18 protein-coding genes and 1 pseudogene are annotated in these 19,228 nt (G+C 69.6%); 11 read left to right on the top strand and 8 right to left on the bottom strand.

The genetic code is table 11. The features are described 5' to 3' along the window. The first annotated feature begins 144 nt into the window (after positions 1-144). Complete coding sequence (locus AC5Y36_RS04660) at positions 145-501, top strand: HesB/IscA family protein (protein ID WP_500039684.1); 357 nt, start codon at positions 145-147, stop codon at positions 499-501. Between the two features lie 21 nt (positions 502-522). Here AC5Y36_RS04660 and AC5Y36_RS04665 read toward each other — a convergent pair whose 3' ends face one another. Beyond that, positions 523-1,152 carry an Rv0361 family membrane protein gene (locus AC5Y36_RS04665; RefSeq protein ID WP_500039685.1) on the bottom strand — a complete coding sequence of 210 codons (630 nt, stop codon included), beginning with the start codon at positions 1,150-1,152 and terminating at the stop codon, positions 523-525. A gap of 174 nt (positions 1,153-1,326) precedes the next feature. On the opposite strand from AC5Y36_RS04665, the gene AC5Y36_RS04670 reads away from it, so the two are divergent. Continuing rightward, on the top strand, positions 1,327-2,301 hold the full coding sequence (locus tag AC5Y36_RS04670) for a carbohydrate kinase family protein (protein ID WP_500039686.1): 975 nt from the start codon (positions 1,327-1,329) through the stop codon (positions 2,299-2,301). 71 nt (positions 2,302-2,372) lie between these two features. On the opposite strand, the gene asnB is transcribed toward AC5Y36_RS04670, so the two are convergent. After that, entirely contained in the window at positions 2,373-4,322 is a 1,950-nt protein-coding gene (gene asnB, locus AC5Y36_RS04675) for an asparagine synthase (glutamine-hydrolyzing) (protein WP_500039687.1), read from the bottom strand. A gap of 174 nt (positions 4,323-4,496) precedes the next feature. Between asnB and ctaC the strand changes: the two genes are divergently transcribed. The 4 genes from ctaC to AC5Y36_RS04695 all read left to right on the top strand — a co-directional run bounded on the left by ctaC (position 4,497) and on the right by AC5Y36_RS04695 (position 7,615). Then, complete coding sequence (gene ctaC / locus AC5Y36_RS04680; RefSeq protein WP_500039688.1) at positions 4,497-5,594, top strand: aa3-type cytochrome oxidase subunit II; 1,098 nt, start codon at positions 4,497-4,499, stop codon at positions 5,592-5,594. A gap of 9 nt (positions 5,595-5,603) precedes the next feature. After that, positions 5,604-6,023, top strand: a complete 420-nt coding sequence (locus AC5Y36_RS04685) for a cytochrome c oxidase subunit 4 (protein ID WP_500039689.1) — start codon at positions 5,604-5,606, stop codon at positions 6,021-6,023. A gap of 168 nt (positions 6,024-6,191) precedes the next feature. Then, positions 6,192-7,022 (top strand): MmpS family transport accessory protein, encoded by an 831-nt coding sequence (locus tag AC5Y36_RS04690; RefSeq protein WP_500039690.1) that lies wholly within the window; start codon positions 6,192-6,194, stop codon positions 7,020-7,022. Next, positions 7,022-7,615: a DUF2561 family protein gene (locus AC5Y36_RS04695; RefSeq protein ID WP_500039691.1), complete on the top strand. Its 594-nt coding sequence runs from the start codon at positions 7,022-7,024 to the stop codon at positions 7,613-7,615. The genes AC5Y36_RS04690 and AC5Y36_RS04695 overlap by 1 nt, the downstream gene beginning before the upstream one ends. An 18-nt stretch (positions 7,616-7,633) precedes the next feature. Here the strand turns inward: AC5Y36_RS04695 and AC5Y36_RS04700 are convergent, their stop codons facing one another. The 5 genes from AC5Y36_RS04700 to ctaE are packed head-to-tail and all read right to left on the bottom strand — an operon-like array spanning position 7,634 to position 12,560. Further along, on the bottom strand, positions 7,634-8,320 hold the full coding sequence (locus tag AC5Y36_RS04700) for a pyridoxine/pyridoxamine 5'-phosphate oxidase (protein WP_500039692.1): 687 nt from the start codon (positions 8,318-8,320) through the stop codon (positions 7,634-7,636). Then, the gene (gene qcrB / locus AC5Y36_RS04705) at positions 8,286-9,926 is read right to left on the bottom strand and encodes a cytochrome bc1 complex cytochrome b subunit (RefSeq protein WP_500039693.1); all 1,641 of its coding nucleotides are present in this window, start codon (positions 9,924-9,926) and stop codon (positions 8,286-8,288) included. Before qcrB ends, AC5Y36_RS04700 begins: the two co-directional genes overlap by 35 nt. Next, complete coding sequence (gene qcrA / locus AC5Y36_RS04710) at positions 9,923-11,092, bottom strand: cytochrome bc1 complex Rieske iron-sulfur subunit (RefSeq protein ID WP_500039694.1); 1,170 nt, start codon at positions 11,090-11,092, stop codon at positions 9,923-9,925. The genes qcrB and qcrA overlap by 4 nt, the downstream gene beginning before the upstream one ends. Then, positions 11,089-11,940, bottom strand: a complete 852-nt coding sequence (gene qcrC, locus AC5Y36_RS04715; protein WP_500039695.1) for a cytochrome bc1 complex diheme cytochrome c subunit — start codon at positions 11,938-11,940, stop codon at positions 11,089-11,091. Before qcrC ends, qcrA begins: the two co-directional genes overlap by 4 nt. Positions 11,941-11,948: 8 nt before the next feature. Beyond that, positions 11,949-12,560 carry an aa3-type cytochrome oxidase subunit III gene (gene ctaE / locus AC5Y36_RS04720; protein ID WP_500039696.1) on the bottom strand — a complete coding sequence of 204 codons (612 nt, stop codon included), beginning with the start codon at positions 12,558-12,560 and terminating at the stop codon, positions 11,949-11,951. Between the two features lie 124 nt (positions 12,561-12,684). Between ctaE and trpD the strand changes: the two genes are divergently transcribed. Further along, positions 12,685-13,776 carry an anthranilate phosphoribosyltransferase gene (gene trpD, locus AC5Y36_RS04725; protein WP_500039697.1) on the top strand — a complete coding sequence of 364 codons (1,092 nt, stop codon included), beginning with the start codon at positions 12,685-12,687 and terminating at the stop codon, positions 13,774-13,776. Here the strand turns inward: trpD and AC5Y36_RS04730 are convergent. Continuing rightward, positions 13,714-15,567: pseudogene (locus AC5Y36_RS04730) on the bottom strand (DEDD exonuclease domain-containing protein); the annotation flags it as partial. The gene trpD and the pseudogene AC5Y36_RS04730 sit on opposite strands and share 63 nt — an antisense overlap. Before the next feature lie 108 nt (positions 15,568-15,675). Between AC5Y36_RS04730 and AC5Y36_RS04735 the strand changes: the two are divergent. The 4 genes from AC5Y36_RS04735 (at position 15,676) to AC5Y36_RS04750 (ending at position 19,193) form a co-directional block, all read left to right on the top strand. Then, positions 15,676-15,924: a hypothetical protein gene (locus AC5Y36_RS04735; protein ID WP_500039698.1), complete on the top strand. Its 249-nt coding sequence runs from the start codon at positions 15,676-15,678 to the stop codon at positions 15,922-15,924. Between the two features lie 155 nt (positions 15,925-16,079). Then, positions 16,080-17,219, top strand: coding sequence for a peptidoglycan hydrolase RipC (gene ripC, locus AC5Y36_RS04740; RefSeq protein ID WP_500039699.1), 1,140 nt, complete (start codon positions 16,080-16,082; stop codon positions 17,217-17,219). A 97-nt stretch (positions 17,220-17,316) separates the two neighbouring features. Then, positions 17,317-18,063 carry a hypothetical protein gene (locus tag AC5Y36_RS04745; RefSeq protein ID WP_500039747.1) on the top strand — a complete coding sequence of 249 codons (747 nt, stop codon included), beginning with the start codon at positions 17,317-17,319 and terminating at the stop codon, positions 18,061-18,063. Continuing rightward, complete coding sequence (locus AC5Y36_RS04750) at positions 18,060-19,193, top strand: glycosyltransferase family 4 protein (protein ID WP_500039700.1); 1,134 nt, start codon at positions 18,060-18,062, stop codon at positions 19,191-19,193. Before AC5Y36_RS04745 ends, AC5Y36_RS04750 begins: the two co-directional genes overlap by 4 nt. The last annotated feature ends 35 nt before the right edge of the window (positions 19,194-19,228 follow it).

Below are 19,228 nucleotides of genomic sequence, written 5' to 3' on the forward strand. Positions count from 1 at the left end.
GCGCTGACTCGGGAATAACGCGCAAACACGGTACCGTTGATCAGGTGGGTTTCGGCGTCGCGCCGATCGGCCCCAGCCTGGAAACCCACCCCGGAAGCCCAGCCCATGGAAACCCAGCCATGGAAACCCTGTGGAGGAGAAGCAATGACTGTTTCCGACCAGTCGACCACCGCAACCCACGGTGTGACGCTCACCGACGCCGCCGCCGCCAAGGCGAAAGCGCTGCTGGACCAGGAGGGCCGCGACGACCTGGCGCTGCGGATCGCCGTCCAGCCGGGTGGCTGCGCGGGCCTGCGCTACAACCTCTTCTTCGACGACCGTTCGCTGGACGGCGACCTGACCGCCGATTTCGCCGGCGTGACGCTCACGGTGGACCGGATGAGCGCCCCGTATGTGCAGGGCGCCTCGATCGACTTCGTCGACACCATCGAGAAGCAGGGTTTCACCATCGACAACCCCAACGCCGGCGGGTCCTGCGCCTGCGGCGACTCGTTCAACTGACGTCTGATTGACGTTTGGGGCTCAGTACAGCCCCGAGGCGTGCTGCACGTAGGAGCACACCAGGATCCGGTGGTCGGTGGCCAGTAGCTGCGCCACACCCTGCACCTTGTCGCGCGGGGCACCACCGGCGGCCGGCACCACCCGCATCGTGAACAGCGCCTGGGCCTGGTAGTTCGACAGGTAGACCATCTTGTCGATGGAGGTCACCTCGGCCTCGGCGAACTGCTTGCGGAACGCGTCGCTGTTCAACTTGGCCACCGCGTCATCCGACGCCTTCTCCCGCACCGCGTCGTAGATGCCGCACAGGGTGTTTCGCCCGATGGTCTCGATGTCGCGGTTCGACAGCGCGTCGAGGTAATCCTGGATCGCGGTGCGGGCCTGACCCTCGGAGATGGCGGTGTCGGGGGTGGTGGCGTGCACCAGATGCACCAGGGTGGCGACCAAGGCGATTATCAGTGCGGTGGCCAGCGCCGCGCCCGCGACGATGAGCCGGCTGCGGCGCTGCGCCAGCCAGCCGGCCGGGGAGGCGGGCGGTTCCGGGTAGGGCTCCGGGTAGGCCTGCGGCTGGGGGATGGGCATGCTCGGATGAGGGTCGGTGCCGGGTGGGCCGCCCGCGCCGATACCGTGGTCCGGCGGGTGGGGTCCGGCCATTCGGTGTCTCCTCCGGGATGAACAAAGGGCGGCGAGCGTTCTCGCTGAGCGCGTGCGGGCCCCGGTGGTGAACCCAGCGCTAACTTCGCCTACGCAGGCTACCGGCTGCGGGTCGAACGGCTACCGCAGGTAGTCTTGCCTGGCCCAGCCTAGACAACGAAGGGTAGAGATTTCGTGACGATAGCGGTGACCGGTTCGATCGCGACCGACCATCTCATGCGATTCCCCGGCCGGTTTTCCGAGCAGTTGCTGGCCGACCATCTGCAGAAGGTGTCGCTGAGCTTTCTGGTCGACGACCTGGTGGTCCACCGCGGTGGGGTGGCCGGCAACATCGCCTACGCCATCGGTGTCCTCGGCGGCGACGCCGCACTGGTCGGAGCAGCCGGCGCCGATTTCGCCGACTACCGGGGCTGGCTGGCCTCGCACGGCGTCAACTGCGATCACGTGCTGACCTCGACGACGGCGCACACCGCGCGGTTCGTGTGCACCACCGACACCGAGATGGCCCAGATCGCCTCCTTCTACCCCGGTGCCATGTCGGAGGCCCGCGACATCTCGCTGGCCAAGGTCGTCGACGCCGTCGGGACTCCGGAGCTGGTGATCATCGGCGCCAACGACCCCGAGGCGATGTTCCTGCACACCGAGGAGTGCCGCAAGCTGGGGCTGGCGTTCGCCGCCGACCCGTCGCAGCAGCTGGCCCGGCTCACCGGCGAGGAGATCCGCCGCCTGATCGACGGCGCGGACTACCTGTTCACCAACGACTACGAGTGGGACCTGCTGCTGTCGAAGACCGGCTGGACCGAGGCCGAGGTGATGGCCCAGGTCGGCCTGCGGGTGACCACGCTGGGTGCCAAGGGCGTCGACATCATCGATAAGGACGGCAACGTCGTTCACGTCGACGTGGTGCCCGAGAACAGCCAGACCGACCCGACCGGGGTGGGCGACGCCTTCCGCGCCGGGTTCCTGACCGGCCGCAGCGCCGGCCTGAGCCTGGAGCGCTCGGCGCAGCTGGGTTCGCTGGTCGCGGTGCTGGTGCTGGAGTCGACCGGCACCCAGGAGTGGGGCTGGGACCGCGAGGTCGCGGTGAGCCGGCTGGCCGGCGCCTACGGCGACGACGCCGCCGCCGAGATCGCCGCCGCCCTGGCCTGATTTTCTACGCCGAGCAGACGCAAAAGTGCCCTAGTAACACAGTTACAGGGCACTTTTGCGTCTGCTCGGCATCAAAGCTGCACGGGGTAGGTGGGTTCGCTGATCTGCGGCGTCACCGAGTGCTCGACGAAGATCGCGTACCACAGCATGAAGATCAACACCGTCCACAACCGGCGGCTGTGGTCGGCGACCCCGGCCCGGTGTTCGTCGAGCATCACCCGCACCGCCGCGACGTCCACCAGATGACCCGCCTGGGTGGCGTTCACCGTCGCGTGGGCCCAGTCCAGCAGCACACCCTCGCGCAGCCAATGCCGCAGCGGCACCGGGAAACCGAGCTTGGGCCGGTTCAGCACATGCGCGGGGACGATCGGCTCCAGGGCACGACGCAACGCGTACTTCGTGGTGAGGCGGGTGATCTTCGCCGAAACCGGCAGCCGGGCGGCCACCGCGAACACCTCGGAATCCAGGAACGGCACCCGCAACTCCAGCGAGTTGGCCATTGTCATCTTGTCGGCCTTGACCAGGATGTCGCCGCGCAGCCAGGTGAACAGGTCGATGTGCTGCATGCGGGCCACCGGATCCCAGCCCGCTGACTGGGCGTACAGCGGGGCCGTCACGTCGGTGTGGGTCCATTCGGCCCGAAACCCGGGCAGCACCGCCCGCAGCTGCTCGTCGGAGAAGCTGCGGGCATTGCCGTAGTAGCGCTGCTCCAGCGTCAACGACCCGCGGTGCAGCAGGCTCTTGCCGCGCATCCCGTCCGGCAGCGGCCGCGACAGCCGGCCCAGCGACCGGCGCGCCGGCGCCGGCAGGTAGTTGAACGGTCGCAGCGACAGCGGCTCGCGGTAGATGGTGTAGCCGCCGAACAGCTCGTCGGCCCCCTCCCCGGACAGCACCACCTTGACGTGTTTGCGGGCTTCGCGGGCGATGAAGAACAGCGGCACCAGCGCCGGGTCGGCGACCGGGTCGTCGAGATACCAGATGATCTCGGGCAGCGCGCCGACGAACTCCTCGGGGGAGACCACCTTGGCGATGTGCCGGGCCCCGATCGCCTCGGCGGAGGCCGCGGCGACGTCGACCTCGGAGAACCCTTCACGTTCGAAGCCGGTGGTGAAGGTGATCAGCTTCGGGTTGTGCCGGATCGCCAGCGCCGCGATCGCGGTGGAGTCGATGCCGCCGGACAGGAACGCGCCGACGGTGACGTCGGCGCGCATGTGCTTGGCGACCGAGTCCTCCAGGACGGCGGTGATCTCGTCGTAGCGGGCCTGTTCGGTGCCCCGGATGATCGGGGTGGCGTCGAAGCGGGGCGCGAAGTAGCGGGTGGTCTCCGGTGCGGCCTGTCCGGGCCGGATCCGGGTGTAGCAGCCCGATTCCAGCCGGCGCACGCCGCGGTGCAGCGTCTCCGGCTCGGGCACGTACTGCAGCACCGTGTAGTGCTGGAAGGCGCGCTCGTCGATGGCTGAAGGTCCAGCGTCGAAACCCACCATTTCGGCCAGATCCAGCAGCGACTTCTTCTCGCTGCCGACCGCGGTCCCCCCGGGCCCGGACGCGATGAACAGCGGCTTGATCCCGAACGGGTCGCGGGCGCAGAACAACTCGCGGGTGAGCGAGTCCCACACCGCGAACGCGAACATGCCCCGCAGCCGGGGCAGCGCGTCGGCGCCCCAATAGTGGTAGGCGGCCACGATCGCCTCGCCGTCGCCGTCGGTGTGGAACACCGCGCCGTGGTCGCGGGTGAGCTCCTCGCGCAGCTCCAGGTAGTTGTAGATCTCCCCGTTGAACACCAGCCGGTAGCGCTCGGGAGCGTCCGCCGGCCCCCATTGCAGCGGCTGGTGGGAATGTTCGATGTCGATGATCGACAGCCGGTTGAAACCGAGCACCACACCGGGGTCCGAGGCAGTGTCGGCCCAGGTGCCCAACTCGTCGGGGCCACGGTGGCGCATCAGGTGAGCGGCACGGGTGACCGCGTCCACACGCGTCTCGATGCCGGCCGGCGCGCACACGAAGGCCAGCAGTCCACACACAACGCCCAAGTATGCCGCAGAGCGGCGCCGCCGCCGGATACCGCACCGTCGGGGCGCACCGGATGACGCACATCGCCCCTTATCGTTGTTGGGCTCGCACCGTGGTCTACGCTGCGTAGTATTCGATTGCTGCACCGGGTCAGCCGACTCGTCTGCGACACAGGAGGCGCCAACGTGACACCTCGCGGGCACGGCCGTTCTGCCAGCCGGAGCCGCTCGGGAATCCTTGCTCGGGGCTCGTCCCGTCGGACCGCGTCAGTGGTCCGGCCGCTTGCCGCGATCGCAACCCTGGGCGCGCTGGCGGCCACGCTGAGCGGCTGCACCTACCAGGACGCCCTGGGACTGGGCTGGCCGAAGGGCATCACCCCGGAAGCCCAGACCAACTACAAGTTCTGGATCGCGGTCGTGATCGCCTCGCTGGTCGTCGGCGTGATCGTGTGGGGTCTGATCTTCTGGAGCTGCACCTTCCACCGCAAGAAGGACAGCGACACCGAACTGCCGCGGCAGTTCGGCTACAACATGCCGCTGGAGCTGGTCCTGACGGTGGTGCCGTTCCTGATCATCGCGGTGCTCTTCTACTTCACCTACGTGGTGGAGGAGAAGCTGGTGCACAACTTCAAGGACCCCGAGGTCGTCGTCGACGTCACCGCCTTCCAGTGGAACTGGAAGTTCGGCTACCAGAAGGTCGACTTCAAGGACGGCACCCTGCACTACGAGGGGGCCGACCCCGAGAAGCAGCGCGCGATGACCTCCAAGCCGGAGGGCACCGACGAGCACGGCGAGGAACTCGTCGGCGCGGTGCGCGGCCTGAACACCGAGGACCGGACCTACCTGCACTTCGACAAGGTGGAGACGCTGGGGACCACCGACGAGATCCCGGTGCTGGTGTTGCCGAAGGGCAAGCGCATCGAGTTCCAGCTCGCGGCCGCCGACGTGGTGCACGCCTTCTGGGTGCCGGAATTCCTGTTCAAGCGCGACGTGATGCCCAACCCGGAAGCCAACCACCAGGAGAGCAAGTTCCAGATCACCGAGATCTCCGAGCTCGGGTCGTTCGTGGGTCGCTGCGCCGAGATGTGCGGCACCTACCACTCGATGATGAACTTCGAGGTGCGGGTCGTTGAACCCAACGACTTCAAGGCCTACCTGGAGAAGCGTCGGGAGGGGAAGACCAACGCCGAGGCGCTGGAGGCGATCCACCAGTCGCCGGTGGCGACCACCACTAAGCCGTTCGAAGCCCGCCGCGGTGAGCAGGCCCCCCAAACGAGCAGGTAGGGATTCCCGATGCATATCGAAGCCAGGCTGTTTGAGTTCGTCTGTGTGTTCTTCATCCTCAGCGCGGTTGTCTACGGCGTGCTGACCAAGCTGTTCGCCGTCGGCGGCCTGGAGTGGGCCGGTACCACCGCCCTGGCGTTGACCGCCGGCATGTCGATGATCATCGCCACCTTCTTCCGGTTCGTGGCGCGCCGGCTGGACACCCGGCCGGAGGACTACGAGGGCGCCGAAATCAGTGACGGTGCCGGCGAACTCGGGTTCTTCAGCCCGCACAGCTGGTGGCCGATCCTGATCGCGCTGTCCGGTTCGGTGGCAGCGGTCGGCATCGCCTTCTGGCTGCCGTGGCTGATCGCGGCCGGCGTGATGTTCGTCCTGGCGTCGGTGGCGGGGTTGGTCTTCGAGTACTACATCGGTCCCGAGAAGCACTGACGCGGGCCGGCCGCGTCTGTCAAGGTCACAATCGGGGCATCAGTTGATCCACCGTCGGTTCGTCGAAGCTGCCTCGTCGGCGTCGTTGGGTAGGGTTGCCGGGTGCACAATGAGCAATGCGGCTGGTCCGGGCCGCGCTGCCGGTGAGCTAGAACAGGACAGACGCAGATGAGCGGGCCGAATCCCGAGTCGGGGTCTGCAGACGACGACGTCGCCGCCGGTTCCGGACCGGAGCATGCCGACGACGTCGATCACCTTGAGGAAAGCGGCGCGTTTTCGCAGGCGTACTCGGCCCCGGAGTCCGAACAGTTCCTGAGCGGCCCCTACCTGCCGGTCGACCCGCACCTCTACGACTACGACAGCTACAGCGGGTCGACGGACGGCGACGAGCGATCCGCGCATCCCCGCTGGCCGTGGGTGGTGGGCGTGACCACCATCATCGCGGCGATCTCGCTGGTGATCTCGGTTGCGCTGCTGGTGGCGCGCACCGAGACCAGCGATGTCACGGCATCGGAGAACACCACCACCTCGATGCCGCCGGTGCAGGACGAGATCACCACCACCACGCACCCGACCACGTCGACGACCACCTCCGTGATCGCGCCGCCACCACCGCCGCCGCCCCCGCCCAGCGAGGAACCGCCGCCACCGCCGCCGGCGGAGGCGCCCGAGCCGGCGCCGGCGCCGGCGCCGGAGCCCGCGCCACCGGCCACCACCAACCCGGCGCGGCCCCGCCAGGTCACCTACTCGGTGACCGGCACCAAGGCGCCCTTCGACCAGATCACGATCACCTACATCGATGCCTCCGGGCAGCGACGCACCCAGAACAATGCCTACATCCCGTGGTCGCTGACGCTGACGCCGATATCGCAATCGGAGGTCGGTTCGGTGGAGGCGTCCAGCATGTTCCGGCTCAGTAAGCTCAACTGCACGATTACCGCCAGCGACGGAACGGTGTTGTCGTCCAACAGCAACGACGCACCGCAGACGAGCTGCTGATGGCCGATAGGGGTCTGATGTCGTCTGCCGGCGCAAACAAGGATCGCATCCTGGTCGGTGCCTGCGCGGCGATCTGGCTGGTGCTGCTCGGCGTGGGTGTGGCTGCGCTGGTGGCGCTGACCGATCTCGGCCGCGGTTTCGAGAAGTCGGGCGGCAGTCCGCACACCGGGCTGCTGTACACCATCATCGGGGTGTCCGCGCTGGTCATCGTCGGTGCGATCCCGGTGCTGCTGCGGGCGCGCCGGGCGGCGCCGTTCGAGGTCGGGCTGCGCCGCTCCCCGGAGCCGCCCCGCAAGCCGGTGCAATCGGCGGGTCAGCGCAGCGCCGAGGATGTCGCCGCCGAACGCCGGCTGCACGCGGTGTTCGAGGCTGCGCTGGATCGGATCTGGTTGCGCGGCACCACCGCCCTGGTCGGCACCCTGGGTGCGGCGCTGATCTGTGTCTCCGCGGCGACGTACCTGATGGCCGTCGGCAAGGACGCGGCGGCCTGGACCGGCTACGGCCTGGCCGGGGTCATCGCGGTGGCGATGCCGGTGCTGCTGTGGGTGCACCTGCGGCATCTGCGTGACCTGCTCGCCGACTATCGGCGCTGAGCCGGACCCGCCGAACTCCTAGGGCCACAGCAGGGTCCGCGACCAACCGGAACCGTCGCGTTCGTAGCGCACCCGCCGGTGCTTACGCTGCGGGTCGGCCTGCCAGAACTCCACGTTGTCGGCCCGCACGGCGTAGGACACCCACTCGTCGGGCACCAGTGAGGGGGTGGTGGCGAGCTCCAGGTGTGCCTTGTCCAGGGCCTCGTCCAGTTCGGCGGGATCACTGTAGGGTTCGCTTTGCCGACGGGTCAGCGCCATCGCCCGCGACCCGTCGGGGCGGGCCAGGAAGTCGGCGGCGGTCACCCCCGGCGGGTCGGGTTTGACGACCCCGCGCACCCGCACCTGCCGGCCCAGCGCGGGCCAGTAGAAGGTCAGCGCGACCGCCGGATTGCGGGCCAGCTCACGGCCCTTCTGGCTGACGGTGCTGACCGCGAAATGCCAGCCTGCGGCATCGACGTCCTTGAGGATCAGCACTCGTGCATCCGGTGCTGCCCCCGCTGCCACCGTCGACAGCGTCATCGCGTGGGGCTCGACCACACCGGCTTCGGCGGCGTGCAGCAGCCATCCGGTGAACAGCTCGACCGGATCGTCGGGTGCCCGCGCCGGATCGAACGCCGGGGCGCTGCCGGTTAGGACCGGCAACCGGCGCAGCACATCCCGCAGGGGAGGGTCAGTGCTGTCCGTTCTGTCCGTTGGGGGAGCCATTGTTCTCCTGGTGCTCCCGCAGGGCGGTCAGCGCACGGTGCTCGGCCGCATGCGAGGCTTCACGCAACGCGGCGTCTTCCGACACCGGGTCGGGCGACAGGAAGCTGCCGCTGCCGGGGGAGCCGCCGGACCCGAGCTTGTTCATCCGCTTGGGCACCGGGGCGCCCTGGTACTCCAGCGGCAGCGGGTGGCCGTGGTCGTCGACCGGTCCCAGCGGCTGGTGCAGCTCGATGTAGGCGCCCTGCGGCAACCGCTTGATGATGCCGGTCTCCACCCCGTGCTCCAGCGCGGCACGGTCGCTGCGCTGCAGCCCGATGCACCACCGGTAGGTCAGGAAGAAGATGAACGGCGGCAGCACCACCATCCCGATCCGGCCGATCCACGTGGTGGCGTTCAGCGAGATGTGGAACTTCCAGGCGATGATGTCGTTCATCGCGGCCAGGGTGAGCACCATGTAGAACGAGATCGCCATCGCGCCGATCGCGGTGCGCACCGGTGCATCCCGGGGACGCTGCAACAGATTGTGGTGCGCGTAGTCGCCGGTGAACTTCTTCTCCAGGAACGGGTAGGCCATCAGCAGGATGAAGACGCCGCCCATGATCAACGCGACCCCGACCGGGCCGGGAACGGTGTGGCCCCAGAAGTAGAACTCCCAGGCCGGCCACAGACGGGCCAGCCCCTCGGTCCACATCATGTAGAAGTCGGGCTGGCTGCCCGCCGACACCTGAGACGGCTTGTAGGGGCCCAGGTTCCAGATCGGGTTGATCTGCAGCAGGCCGCCCATCAGGCCCAGCACCGCGACGATCATCGCGAAGAAGGCGCCGCTCTTGACCGCGAACACCGGCATCACGCGCACGCCGACGACGTTCTGCTCGGTGCGGCCCGGACCGGGGAACTGGGTGTGCTTCTGGAACCACACCAACGCCAGGTGCGCCCCGATCAGCGCCAGGATGATCGCCGGCAGCAGCAGGATGTGCATGGCGTAGAGCCGGGGGATCAGGATGTTGCCGGGGAAGTCGCCGCCGATCAGCGCCCAGTGCAGCCAGGTGCCGATCACCGGCATACCCAGCGTGATCGAGGACAGCGCGGCCCGCAGCCCGATACCGGAGAGCAGGTCGTCGGGCAGCGAGTAGCCGAAGTAGCCCTCGAACATGGCCAGGATCAGCAGCAGCGATCCGATGACCCAGTTCGCCTCACGCGGGCGACGGAACGCGCCGGTGAAGAAGACCCGGGCCAGGTGCACCATGATCGACGCGGCGAACAGCAGCGCCGCCCAGTGGTGGATCTGGCGCATGAACAAGCCGCCGCGCACCTCGAAGGAGATGTCCAGCGCCGACTCGTAGGCCCGCGACATCTGCACACCGCGCAGCGGCTGGAAGACGCCGTTGTAGGTGACCTCGGCCATCGACGGGTCGAAGAATAGGGTCAGATACACCCCGGACAGCAGCAGCACGATGAAGCTGTACAGCGCGATCTCACCGAGCAGGAACGACCAGTGCGTCGGGAAAACCTTGTTCAGCTGGCGGCGTACCGCTGCCGAGGGGTGATACCGCGAATCGATGTCGTCGCCTTGGCGGGCCAGGACATCACCAATTTTCGGACTCATGATGTGCGCTCCCAGAATGCCGGTCCGACGGCTTCGGTGAAGTCACCGTTGGCGACCAGGTATCCGTCGGTGTCGATGGTGATGGGAAGCTGCGCCAACGCGCGGGCAGCAGGACCGAAGATCGGTTTGGCGTAGGTCAACGCGTCGAACTGCGACTGGTGGCACGGGCACAGAATGCGGTAGGTCTGCTGTTCGAAAAGCGATGACGGACAACCCAAGTGGGAACAGATCTTGGTGTAGGCGAAGAAATCGCCGTAGTTGAAGCTCTCCTGGCCCTTGCGCTTGGTGACCCGGGCCATGTCCTGGGCGCGGATGCGGATCAGCATCACCGGGTTGCGCACGCCCATCATGATCTCGTTGAGCTTCTCGTGGGATTCGGCGGTGTCGCCGTTACCGTCGGTCTCCCGCCAGGGGAAGACCGTCTCCATGCCGCCGGCGTCCAGGTCCTCGGGGCGGATCTTGACGAACGGGGTGGTGGCATTCTGGCCGGTTGCGCGGGCCAAAAAGATGGTCTCGCCGGCATACCGCGGGGTCCACCCGGAGGTCCACAGCACCGCCTTGCGGCCGTCGGCGGTGTCCACCACCGGTTTCCACGGGTTCTTGATGATGCCGCCGGCGAACGCCACCAGGGCGCCCAGCCCGAACGCGCCGAACCCGATGCCCAGCGAGAGCCCGAGCAGCTTGCGCCGGCGCAGGGTGGAGCCTTCCAGCGCATCGGTCAGGTTGGCCGCCACCGTCTTGCGGTCCAGCTCAGAGGACGCGCCGTCGTGGCGCTGTTGGATCGAGATTTCCTCGGGGATGAACTTTTTGACGAATGTCACCGCGCCGATCGCCAGGCACAGCACCGACAGTCCGAAGGTCAGCCCGTACATCGGGGTGGCCAGCGTGTAGAAGATGCTGCCCTGTTCGGCGTTGGTCTTGTACTCCCACGGCCAGCGCAGGAACACGACCAGCAATGCCAGCCCGAAGCCGCCGCCGGCCAGGAACCACAGCGCGACGTGGCGCTCGGCACGCTTCTCGGCCTTGGTGTCCTCGACCTGCCAGCGCGGCTCCTTGTAGACGGTCTCGACCCCGTCGAGTTGCCCACCCAGGTTCACCAGCTCTTCGCGAGACATGGTGGCCAGTTCCGCCTCGTCGGGCAGGTTGGTGTTGTCGGCGTTGCTCATGCGCGCGCCCCGATCCACAATGCGGCGGCAATGGCAGCCACCATCCCGATGATCCACATCGCCATGCCCTCCGGGGCCGGCCCGAAGCCGCCCAGGCCGTAGCCGCCCGGGTCGCGCTCCTCGGTCACGTTCTTGACGTAGGCGATGATGTCCTGCTTCTCCTCGAACGGGAGCTGGCGGTCGGAGAACTTCGGCATGTTCTGCGGTCCGGTCAGCATCGCGGCGAGGATCTGCTGTTCGTTGGGGTCGTTCAGGTCGGGCGCGAACTTGCCAGAGGACAGCGCCCCGCCCTGGCCGGTGAAGTTGTGGCAGGACGCGCAGTTCAGCCGGAACAGGTCACCGCCGCGGCCCAGGTCGTTGCCGCGCAACGACTGCTGGGCGATGTTGCCGTGCTCGTCGCGCACCACGGTGGGGCCGCCGCCGTTGGCCTGCACGTAGGCGCCCAGCGCGTCGATCTGGCCGTCGTCGAAGACCGGGTCCTTGCGGGGGGCCTGCGCCTCACCGCGCATCGCCGGCATCCGGCCGGTGGACACCTGGAAGTAGACGGCCGCCTCGCCGACCCCGATCAGGCTGGGCCCGCGGTCGGGCACGCCCTGCAGGTTCACGCCGTGGCAGGTGATGCACGAGGTGTCGAACAGCTGCTTGCCGGTGCGCAGCTGCGCCGACGCGGACTCGTCGGCCACCGCCACCTGCGGGGTGGGCGTCAGCACCGCGGCCAGGCCACCGGCCACTGTCAGCGCCAGCAAGAGCAGCAACCCACCGGTCATGCGCCGGCGCAACCGCCGCCGCGCGATGGTGCTGCCCGATCGGGTCAACGCAGGCGTCTTCAACCGAACGCTCCTGTTCATCGGGGTTTTCATCGGATGAAGTAGATCGTGGCGAACAGTGCGATCCACACGATATCGACGAAGTGCCAGTAGTAGGAGACCACGATCGAGGCCGTGGCCTGGGCCGGAGTGAACTTGCTCATCCCGGTGCGGATCAACAGGAAGATGAACGCGACCAGACCGCCGATGACGTGCAGACCGTGGAAGCCGGTGCACAGGTAGAACACGCTGGCGTAGGCGCTGTGCGGGATGGTGATGCCCTCGCTGATCAGGTGGTAGTACTCGTAGGCCTGACCGCCCACGAAGAACGCCCCCATCAGGAACGTCACCACGTACCAGCGGCGCAGCCCGAACACGTCGCCGCGCTCGGCGGCGAACACCCCCATCTGGCAGGTGAACGACGAGGCGATCAGCACCGCGGTCACCGGCACCGCCTGATACAGGTTCAGGTGAGTGTCCGGCGGCGGCCACACGCCGCCCGCCTGAGCGCGTGCGGTGAAGTACATCGCGAACAGCCCAGCAAAGAACATCAGTTCGCTGGACAGCCAGACGATGGTGCCGACACTGACCATGTTCGGCCGGTTCAGCGAATGCACGCGCGAGGTGATAGCAGTACCCGAGGTCCCGACAGCGCTCGTCACATCCGCAAGTATGACGCTTTGTAGTTGTCGAACTCCAGCGGGGTCGCCAATTCATCTACGGCGAGTTGCCTCCGGGTGCCGGCGCGGCTTGGGGCAGAACGGGTCGACGTGGGAGCATCGGCGCGTGGCCGACTCAGCTCCGCAGCCGTCGCAGGGCGCCGCGACGCGCCCCACCCGGGAATGGGCCCAGGTGCTGGGCCGCCTGACGACCGGGAACGACCTGGTCCGCGGGCAGTCGGCGTGGGTCATGGAGCAGATCATGACCGGCGCGGCGACGCCCGCCCAGATCGCCGCGTTCGGCGTGGCGATGAAGATGAAGGGCCCGCGGGCGGCCGAGGTCGCCGAACTGGCCGAGGTGATGCTGCGCCACGCCCGCACCGTGCCCACCGAGACGATCGGCACCGACACCGTCGACATCGTCGGCACCGGCGGTGACGGCGTCAACACGGTGAATCTGTCGACGATGGCGGCCATCGTGGTGGCTGCGACCGGCGTGCCGGTGGTCAAACACGGCAACCGGGCCGCCTCCTCGCTGTCCGGCGGCGCCGACACCCTCGAAGCGCTCGGGGTGCGCATCGACCTGGGGCCCGACGAGGTGGCCCGCAGCGTCGCTGAGGTGGGGATCGGGTTCTGCTTCGCGCCGCAGTTCAACCCGTCCTACCGGCACGCGTCCGAGGCGCGGCGCGAGGTGGGCGTGCCCACCGTGTTCAATCTGCTTGGGCCGCTGACCAATCCGGCCGGGCCGCGGGCCGGGCTGATCGGCTGCGCGTTCGGCGACCTGGCCGAGGTGATGGCGGGGGTGTTCGCCGCGCGCCGGTCTTCGGTGCTGGTGGTGCACGGCGACGACGGGCTCGACGAGCTGACCACCACGACCACCAGCACCATCTGGCGGGTGCAGGCCGGCACCGTGGAGCGGCTGACCTTCGACCCGGCCGGTTTCGGGTTCGCCCGCGCCGAACTGGACCAGTTGTTGGGCGGCGACGCCGCGGCCAACGCCGCCGAGGCCCGCTCGGTGCTGGGCGGCGCCCCGGGACCGGTGCGCGACGCGGTAGTGCTCAACGCCGCCGGTGCGCTGGTCGCCCACGCCGGGCTATCCAGCCGCGCTGAGTGGCTCCCGGCCTGGGAGGACGGGCTGGCCCGGGCCACCGAGGCGATCGAATCCGGTGCGGCCGAACAGCTGCTCGCGCGATGGGTGCGGTTCAGCCAGCAGGTCTGAGCCGTGCGCGACGGCCTGATCGGCCGCCAGCCGCGCCGAGCGCGCGGACTGCGCCCACACCGCCCACCGCCCGGCCGCACGCAACGGGGTGGCCCAGGTCCCGTCCACCCGCACGATGCGCACCCCCGGCGTGGCCAGCCAGCGGGCGATGAGGCGGGTCTCCTCGACCAGCGCCCCGCCCAGCGGGGCCGGTTGCGGCACGATCACCTGCGCTCCGGCACAGATCGCGTCGACGACCGGCATCGGTGGCACCCCGCGGCGCGCGCAGCCGGCCGCGGCCAGCTGCCCGTGCCGGATCACCGCGAGCTGCCACCCGCCGGCGCCGTCCGGGGCGGCGGCGACCAGCTCGGGGACCGCGGCGAGCCGGTTCAGCCGCTGCCCGCGCCACAGCACGTCGAGCGTGGTGGCGGTGTGGTCGCGCAGCCGGGCGGCGCTCTCATAGCGGTGCGCGGCGGCCAGCGCGTTGATCCGTTGCACGGCCGCGTCCAGGGCGGCGTCGTCGTAGCCGTCGATCAGGTCGGCCGCCCGCCGCGCCGCGGGGGCGTACTGCTCGGCGGTCGCCTCGCGGGCCCCCGGGCACGTCGCCACCTCGCGCTGCGGGCAGGCGTGGCGCGCGGCGCGCGCCAACCGCTTGGTGCAGGTGCGCACCCCGGTGAACCGGGCCAGCAGGTCGGCGGCCTCGGCGGCCTGCGCGCGGGATCGGAACGGGCCGACCGCTCGGTCGTGGCGCGGGGTGCGCACCACCGAGAACCGGGGGAACGCTTCGTCGGTCAGCACCACCCACCACCAGCGGTGCGGATAGCGCGAGCGCCGGTTGTACGGCGGGGCGTGCGCGGCAAGCAGCCGCAGCTCCCGCACCCCGGCTTCCAGCGGGTGTGCGCATTCGACGTGGTCCACCGCGCCGGCCAGCGTCACCATCTCCTTGATCCGGCCGCGCGGGTCCGCGCCGGTGAAGTACTGGCCCACCCGGCGGCGCAGGTCGGTGGCGGTGCCGATGTAGAGCACCTCGCCGGAAGGTCCGCGGAACAGGTACACGCCGGGCCGGCGCGGTAGCCGCTCGGCGAGCACCCGCTTGCCGCGCTGCGCCGGCGTCACGTTGGGCAGATACGCCCGCAGGTCGGTGTAGGTGTCCACGCCCTGGTTGCCCACCCGCTCGATCAGGGCGTGCAGGACGTCGACGGTGGCGCGGGCGTCGTCGAGGGCCCGGTGGGTGGGTTGGGTGGCGACCCGGAACAGCCGGGCCAGCTCGGCCAGCCGCACGCTGGGGGCTTCCTCACGGCTGAGCACCCGGCGCGCCAGGCGCACCGTGCACAACACCGGGGGCCGCGGCCATGCCAGCCCGCACTGGTCGGCGGCGGCGCGCAGAAATCCGATGTCGAACCCCGCGTTGTGGGCGACCAGCACGCTGCCCCGGGCGAACTCGAGAAACGACGGCAGCACCGCGCTGATCGTGGGGGCGTCGCACACCATGGCGGTGGTGATCCCGGTCAGCCGGGTGATCTGCGGCGGGATGCTGCGCTGCGGGTCGATCAGGGTGGCGAATTCACCGAGCACCGCCCCGCCCCGCACCTTGACCGCACCGATCTCGGTGATCGCATCCGGCGGCGCCGCGCCGTCGGTGGATGTCCGCCCGCCGGTGGTTTCCAGGTCCACCACGACGAAGGTGGTGTCACGCAGCGGGGTTTCGGGCGCCTCGCCGGGATCCAGCCCGGTGAAGCTCAACTGTTCGGCTGTCCTCTGTTCGGCCGGAGTCACGCCCATGCCCCAGACGATAGGCAGCCCTACCGACATCGATGTAATTCAGTCGTCGCGGTTCCGGCCGCAGAGCCCGGAGCAGGGCAAACCGACATGTCGGTGGCCGGCGTTAGGGTGCGGCCAGCCGACCGAAAGGAACCGCTGATGGGACAGATCCCGCCCTTTGATGGTGCCCGAGACGCCGACCCGGGCGAACCGGTGGTGATCGACTGCGACGACTGCGCGGTACGCGGTCCGGGCTGCCACGACTGCGTGATCAGCGTGCTGCTCGGGGTGCCGGACACCCTGTCACAGGACGAATGCGCCGCCCTGGACGTCCTCGCCGAGGCGGGGATGGCACCGCGGCTGCGGCTGGTGCCGATCCGCGGCCAACGCAATATGGGGATCGCCTAAGACACTTTGGCGATCGTCTAAGAGTCGGCGTGCGGGACTAGCGACCCACGTCGATCCTGATAAATTTAGAATTTCGCGATAGACAACGCCGTTGCCGTTTCGTAACCTGGCTGAGACCAAAACGTGTTCGACGGCTGTTTTGTAAGGACGAAATCTTGACGCTAGACCGTAATCGCTGGATCGCGCGCGTGATCAAGCGACCTGCCGTCGCTGCGATTTCGGGACTAGTGGTCTTCTCCGGTCTCCTCGCCGGCAGCGTGCAAGCAGACCCGGCCGACGATGCGCTGGCAAAACTCAACGAACTGTCCCGTCAGGCCGAGCAGACCACCGAGGCGATGCACAGCGCCCAGCTCGACCTCAACAAAAAGGTCGCCGCCCAGGACGCCGCCGACAAAGCCCACGTGCGCGCCGAGGCCGCCCTGCAAACTGCCAAGTTGCAGCTCGCCAGCTACCAGTCGGCGGTCGACAACTACGCCGTCGCCACGTACATGGGTGGCCGCACCGACGGGATGGACGCCATCCTGACCGCCGAATCACCGCAGCAGATGATCGACATGCTGTCGGCTCAGCGCGTCCTCGGCACCGACATGTCCACCCAGATGGATCACTTCCGCGAAGCCGGCCAGAAGGCCACCCAGGCCGAGGAGGCCTCGGCCAAGTCGGCGGCCGCCGCGAAGACGGCGGCCGAGAACGCTGCCTCGGTGCGGGCCGAGTTGCAGTCCAAGCAGAGCCGCCTGCGCACCCAGATCGCCATTGTGAAATCCCAGTACCTCGCGCTGACCCCCGGACAGCGCGTCGCGCTGGCCGCTCCCGGGCCGGCACCCGAGGGCGCACCCGCCCCCGATGCGGTGCCTGCCCCGCCCGACGCCGCTCCGCCCGCCGAGGGCGCCCCCGGCGGCGCCACCGAGGCGCTGGCATCGCTGCCGTCGTTCGGCGGTGACGGTGGCGGTCAGGCCGCGATCGCGGTGCAGGCCGCGCTCACCCAGGTCGGGACACCGTACTCATGGGGTGGTGCGGCACCCGGTGGCTTCGACTGCTCGGGTCTGGTGATGTGGGCGTTCCAGCAGGCCGGCATCGCGCTGCCGCACTCCAGCCAGGCGCAGGCCAACGGCGGGCAGCCGGTGTCGTTGTCCGATCTGCAGCCCGGCGACGTGCTGACCTTCTACTCCGACGCGTCCCACTCCGGCATCTACGTCGGGGACGGCATGATGATCCATTCCTCCACCTACGGGCAGCCGGTCCGGGTGGTGCCGATGAACTCGTCGGGGCCGATCCACAACGCCCGCCGCTACTGAGCGCCGGCGGGTCCGACCGGCCCCGCTGGCTGCGCTGCTGATCGCTGAGCTGGTGTGTGCGGTCGCGCTGGTATGGCCGACGTCCCCACAGCCGCCGATCAGCGCCGAGACGCCCAGCGCCGCCCCGGCGGCCCTGATCGTCGGGGACAACCGCAGTGTCGACCTGATCAGCCTGGGTGGCGCCGGGACCGACGCCCTGCTGGCCCGCGTCACCGCCGACATCGGCGGCGCGGTCGGCGCCGTGGAGGAATTCTGGGGCACCGACTGGTCGCATCGCATCGTGGTGGTCGCCGCCGGCACCGCCGAGCAGTTCCAGACCGCGGCCGGCGGTCACGCACCGGGCGCCGACATCGCGGCGATCGCGGTCGCCGACGGGGTGGATCCGGCGCACCGGATCGCTCGCGGCCAGCGGGTGGTGCTGGCGCCCGGCGCCGCCGCGATGGGCCCCGGCGCGCTGCGGTTGGTGCTGACCCACGAGCTGTTCCACTACGCCGCGCGCGCCGACACCGCGCTGGACGCGCCCCGCTGGATCACCGAGGGGGTGGCCGATTTCGTCGCCCGGCCGGCCACCACGCTGCCCGCCCCCGGCGCGGTGCCGGCGACGCTGCCGTCCGACGCCGACCTGGACGCCGCCGGGCCACGACGGGTGCTGGCCTACGACCAGGCGTGGTTGTTCATGCGCTTCGTCGCCGACAGCTACGGCGCCGGCGCGTTGCGCCGGCTCTACCTGGCGGCCTGCGGTAGCGGGCACCCGGACGCGGCCACCGCGGTGCGCGAGGTGCTCGGGGTCGACCTGCCCGACCTGCTGACCCGCTGGCAGCACTGGTTAGCCTTCTCCACGTGAGCCGGGTCCTGCTGGTAACCAATGATTTTCCGCCGCGGCGCGGCGGCATCCAGTCCTACCTGGAGGAGCTGGTCAGGCGGGTGGTGACGCAGCACAGCGTGCTGGTGTACGCGCCGACCTGGAAAGGCGCCGACGCCTTCGACAGCGCAGCCCTGGCCGACGGCTTCCAGGTGGTGCGCCACCCGAGCACCCTGATGCTGCCCGGCCGGGCCGTCGACGCCCGGATGCGCCGCCTGATCGCCGAGCGCGACATCGACACCGTCTGGTTCGGTGCGGCCGCCCCGCTGGCGGTGCTGGCCGACCGCGCCCGGGGCGCCGGCGCGCGCCGGGTGCTGGCCAGCACCCACGGCCACGAGGTGGGCTGGTCGATGCTGCCGGTGGCCCGCTCGGTGCTGCGCCGCATCGGCGACACCACCGACGTGGTGACCTTCGTCAGCCACTACACCCGCGGCCGGTTCGGTGCCGCGTTCGGGCCGGCGGCCGGCCTCGAACATCTGCCGCCGGGGGTGGACACCGACCGGTTCCGGCCCGACCCCGCCGCGCGGGCCGACCTGCGGGTCCGCTACCGGCTCGGGCAGCGTCCGACCGTGGTGTGCGTGTCACGGCTGGTGCCGCGCAAGGGGCAGGACATGCTGATTCGCGCGCTGCCCGAGATTCGGCGGCGAGTCGAGGGAGCCGCGCTGGTCATCGTCGGGGGAGGCCCGCACCTGGACACGCTGCGTCGACTCGCGCAGCAGGTCGGGGTCGCCGAGGACGTGATCTTCACCGGCAGTGTGCCGATGGCCGAGTTGCCCGCCCACTACTGCCTGGGCGACGTGTTCGCGATGCCGTGCCGCACCCGCGGCGCCGGCCTGGACGTCGAAGGGCTCGGCATCGTGTTCCTGGAGGCGTCCGCGGCCGGGGTGCCGGTGGTGGCCGGCGACTCCGGTGGCGCGCCGGAAACCGTGCGGGACAACGAAACCGGGCTGGTGGTGGACGGGCGGTCGGTGGGGCAGATCGCCGACGCCGTGGTGGCGATCCTGGCCGACCCGCAGCGGGCGGCGGCGATGGGCGCCGCCGGGCGCGACTGGGTGACCGGCAACTGGCAATGGGACACCCTGGCCGCCCGGATGGCCGCGCTGCTGGGTTAGGTGCCGAGCAGACGCAAAAGTGCCCTGTAACTGCG

The organism is Mycobacterium sp. NGS50 (assembly GCF_059812545.1).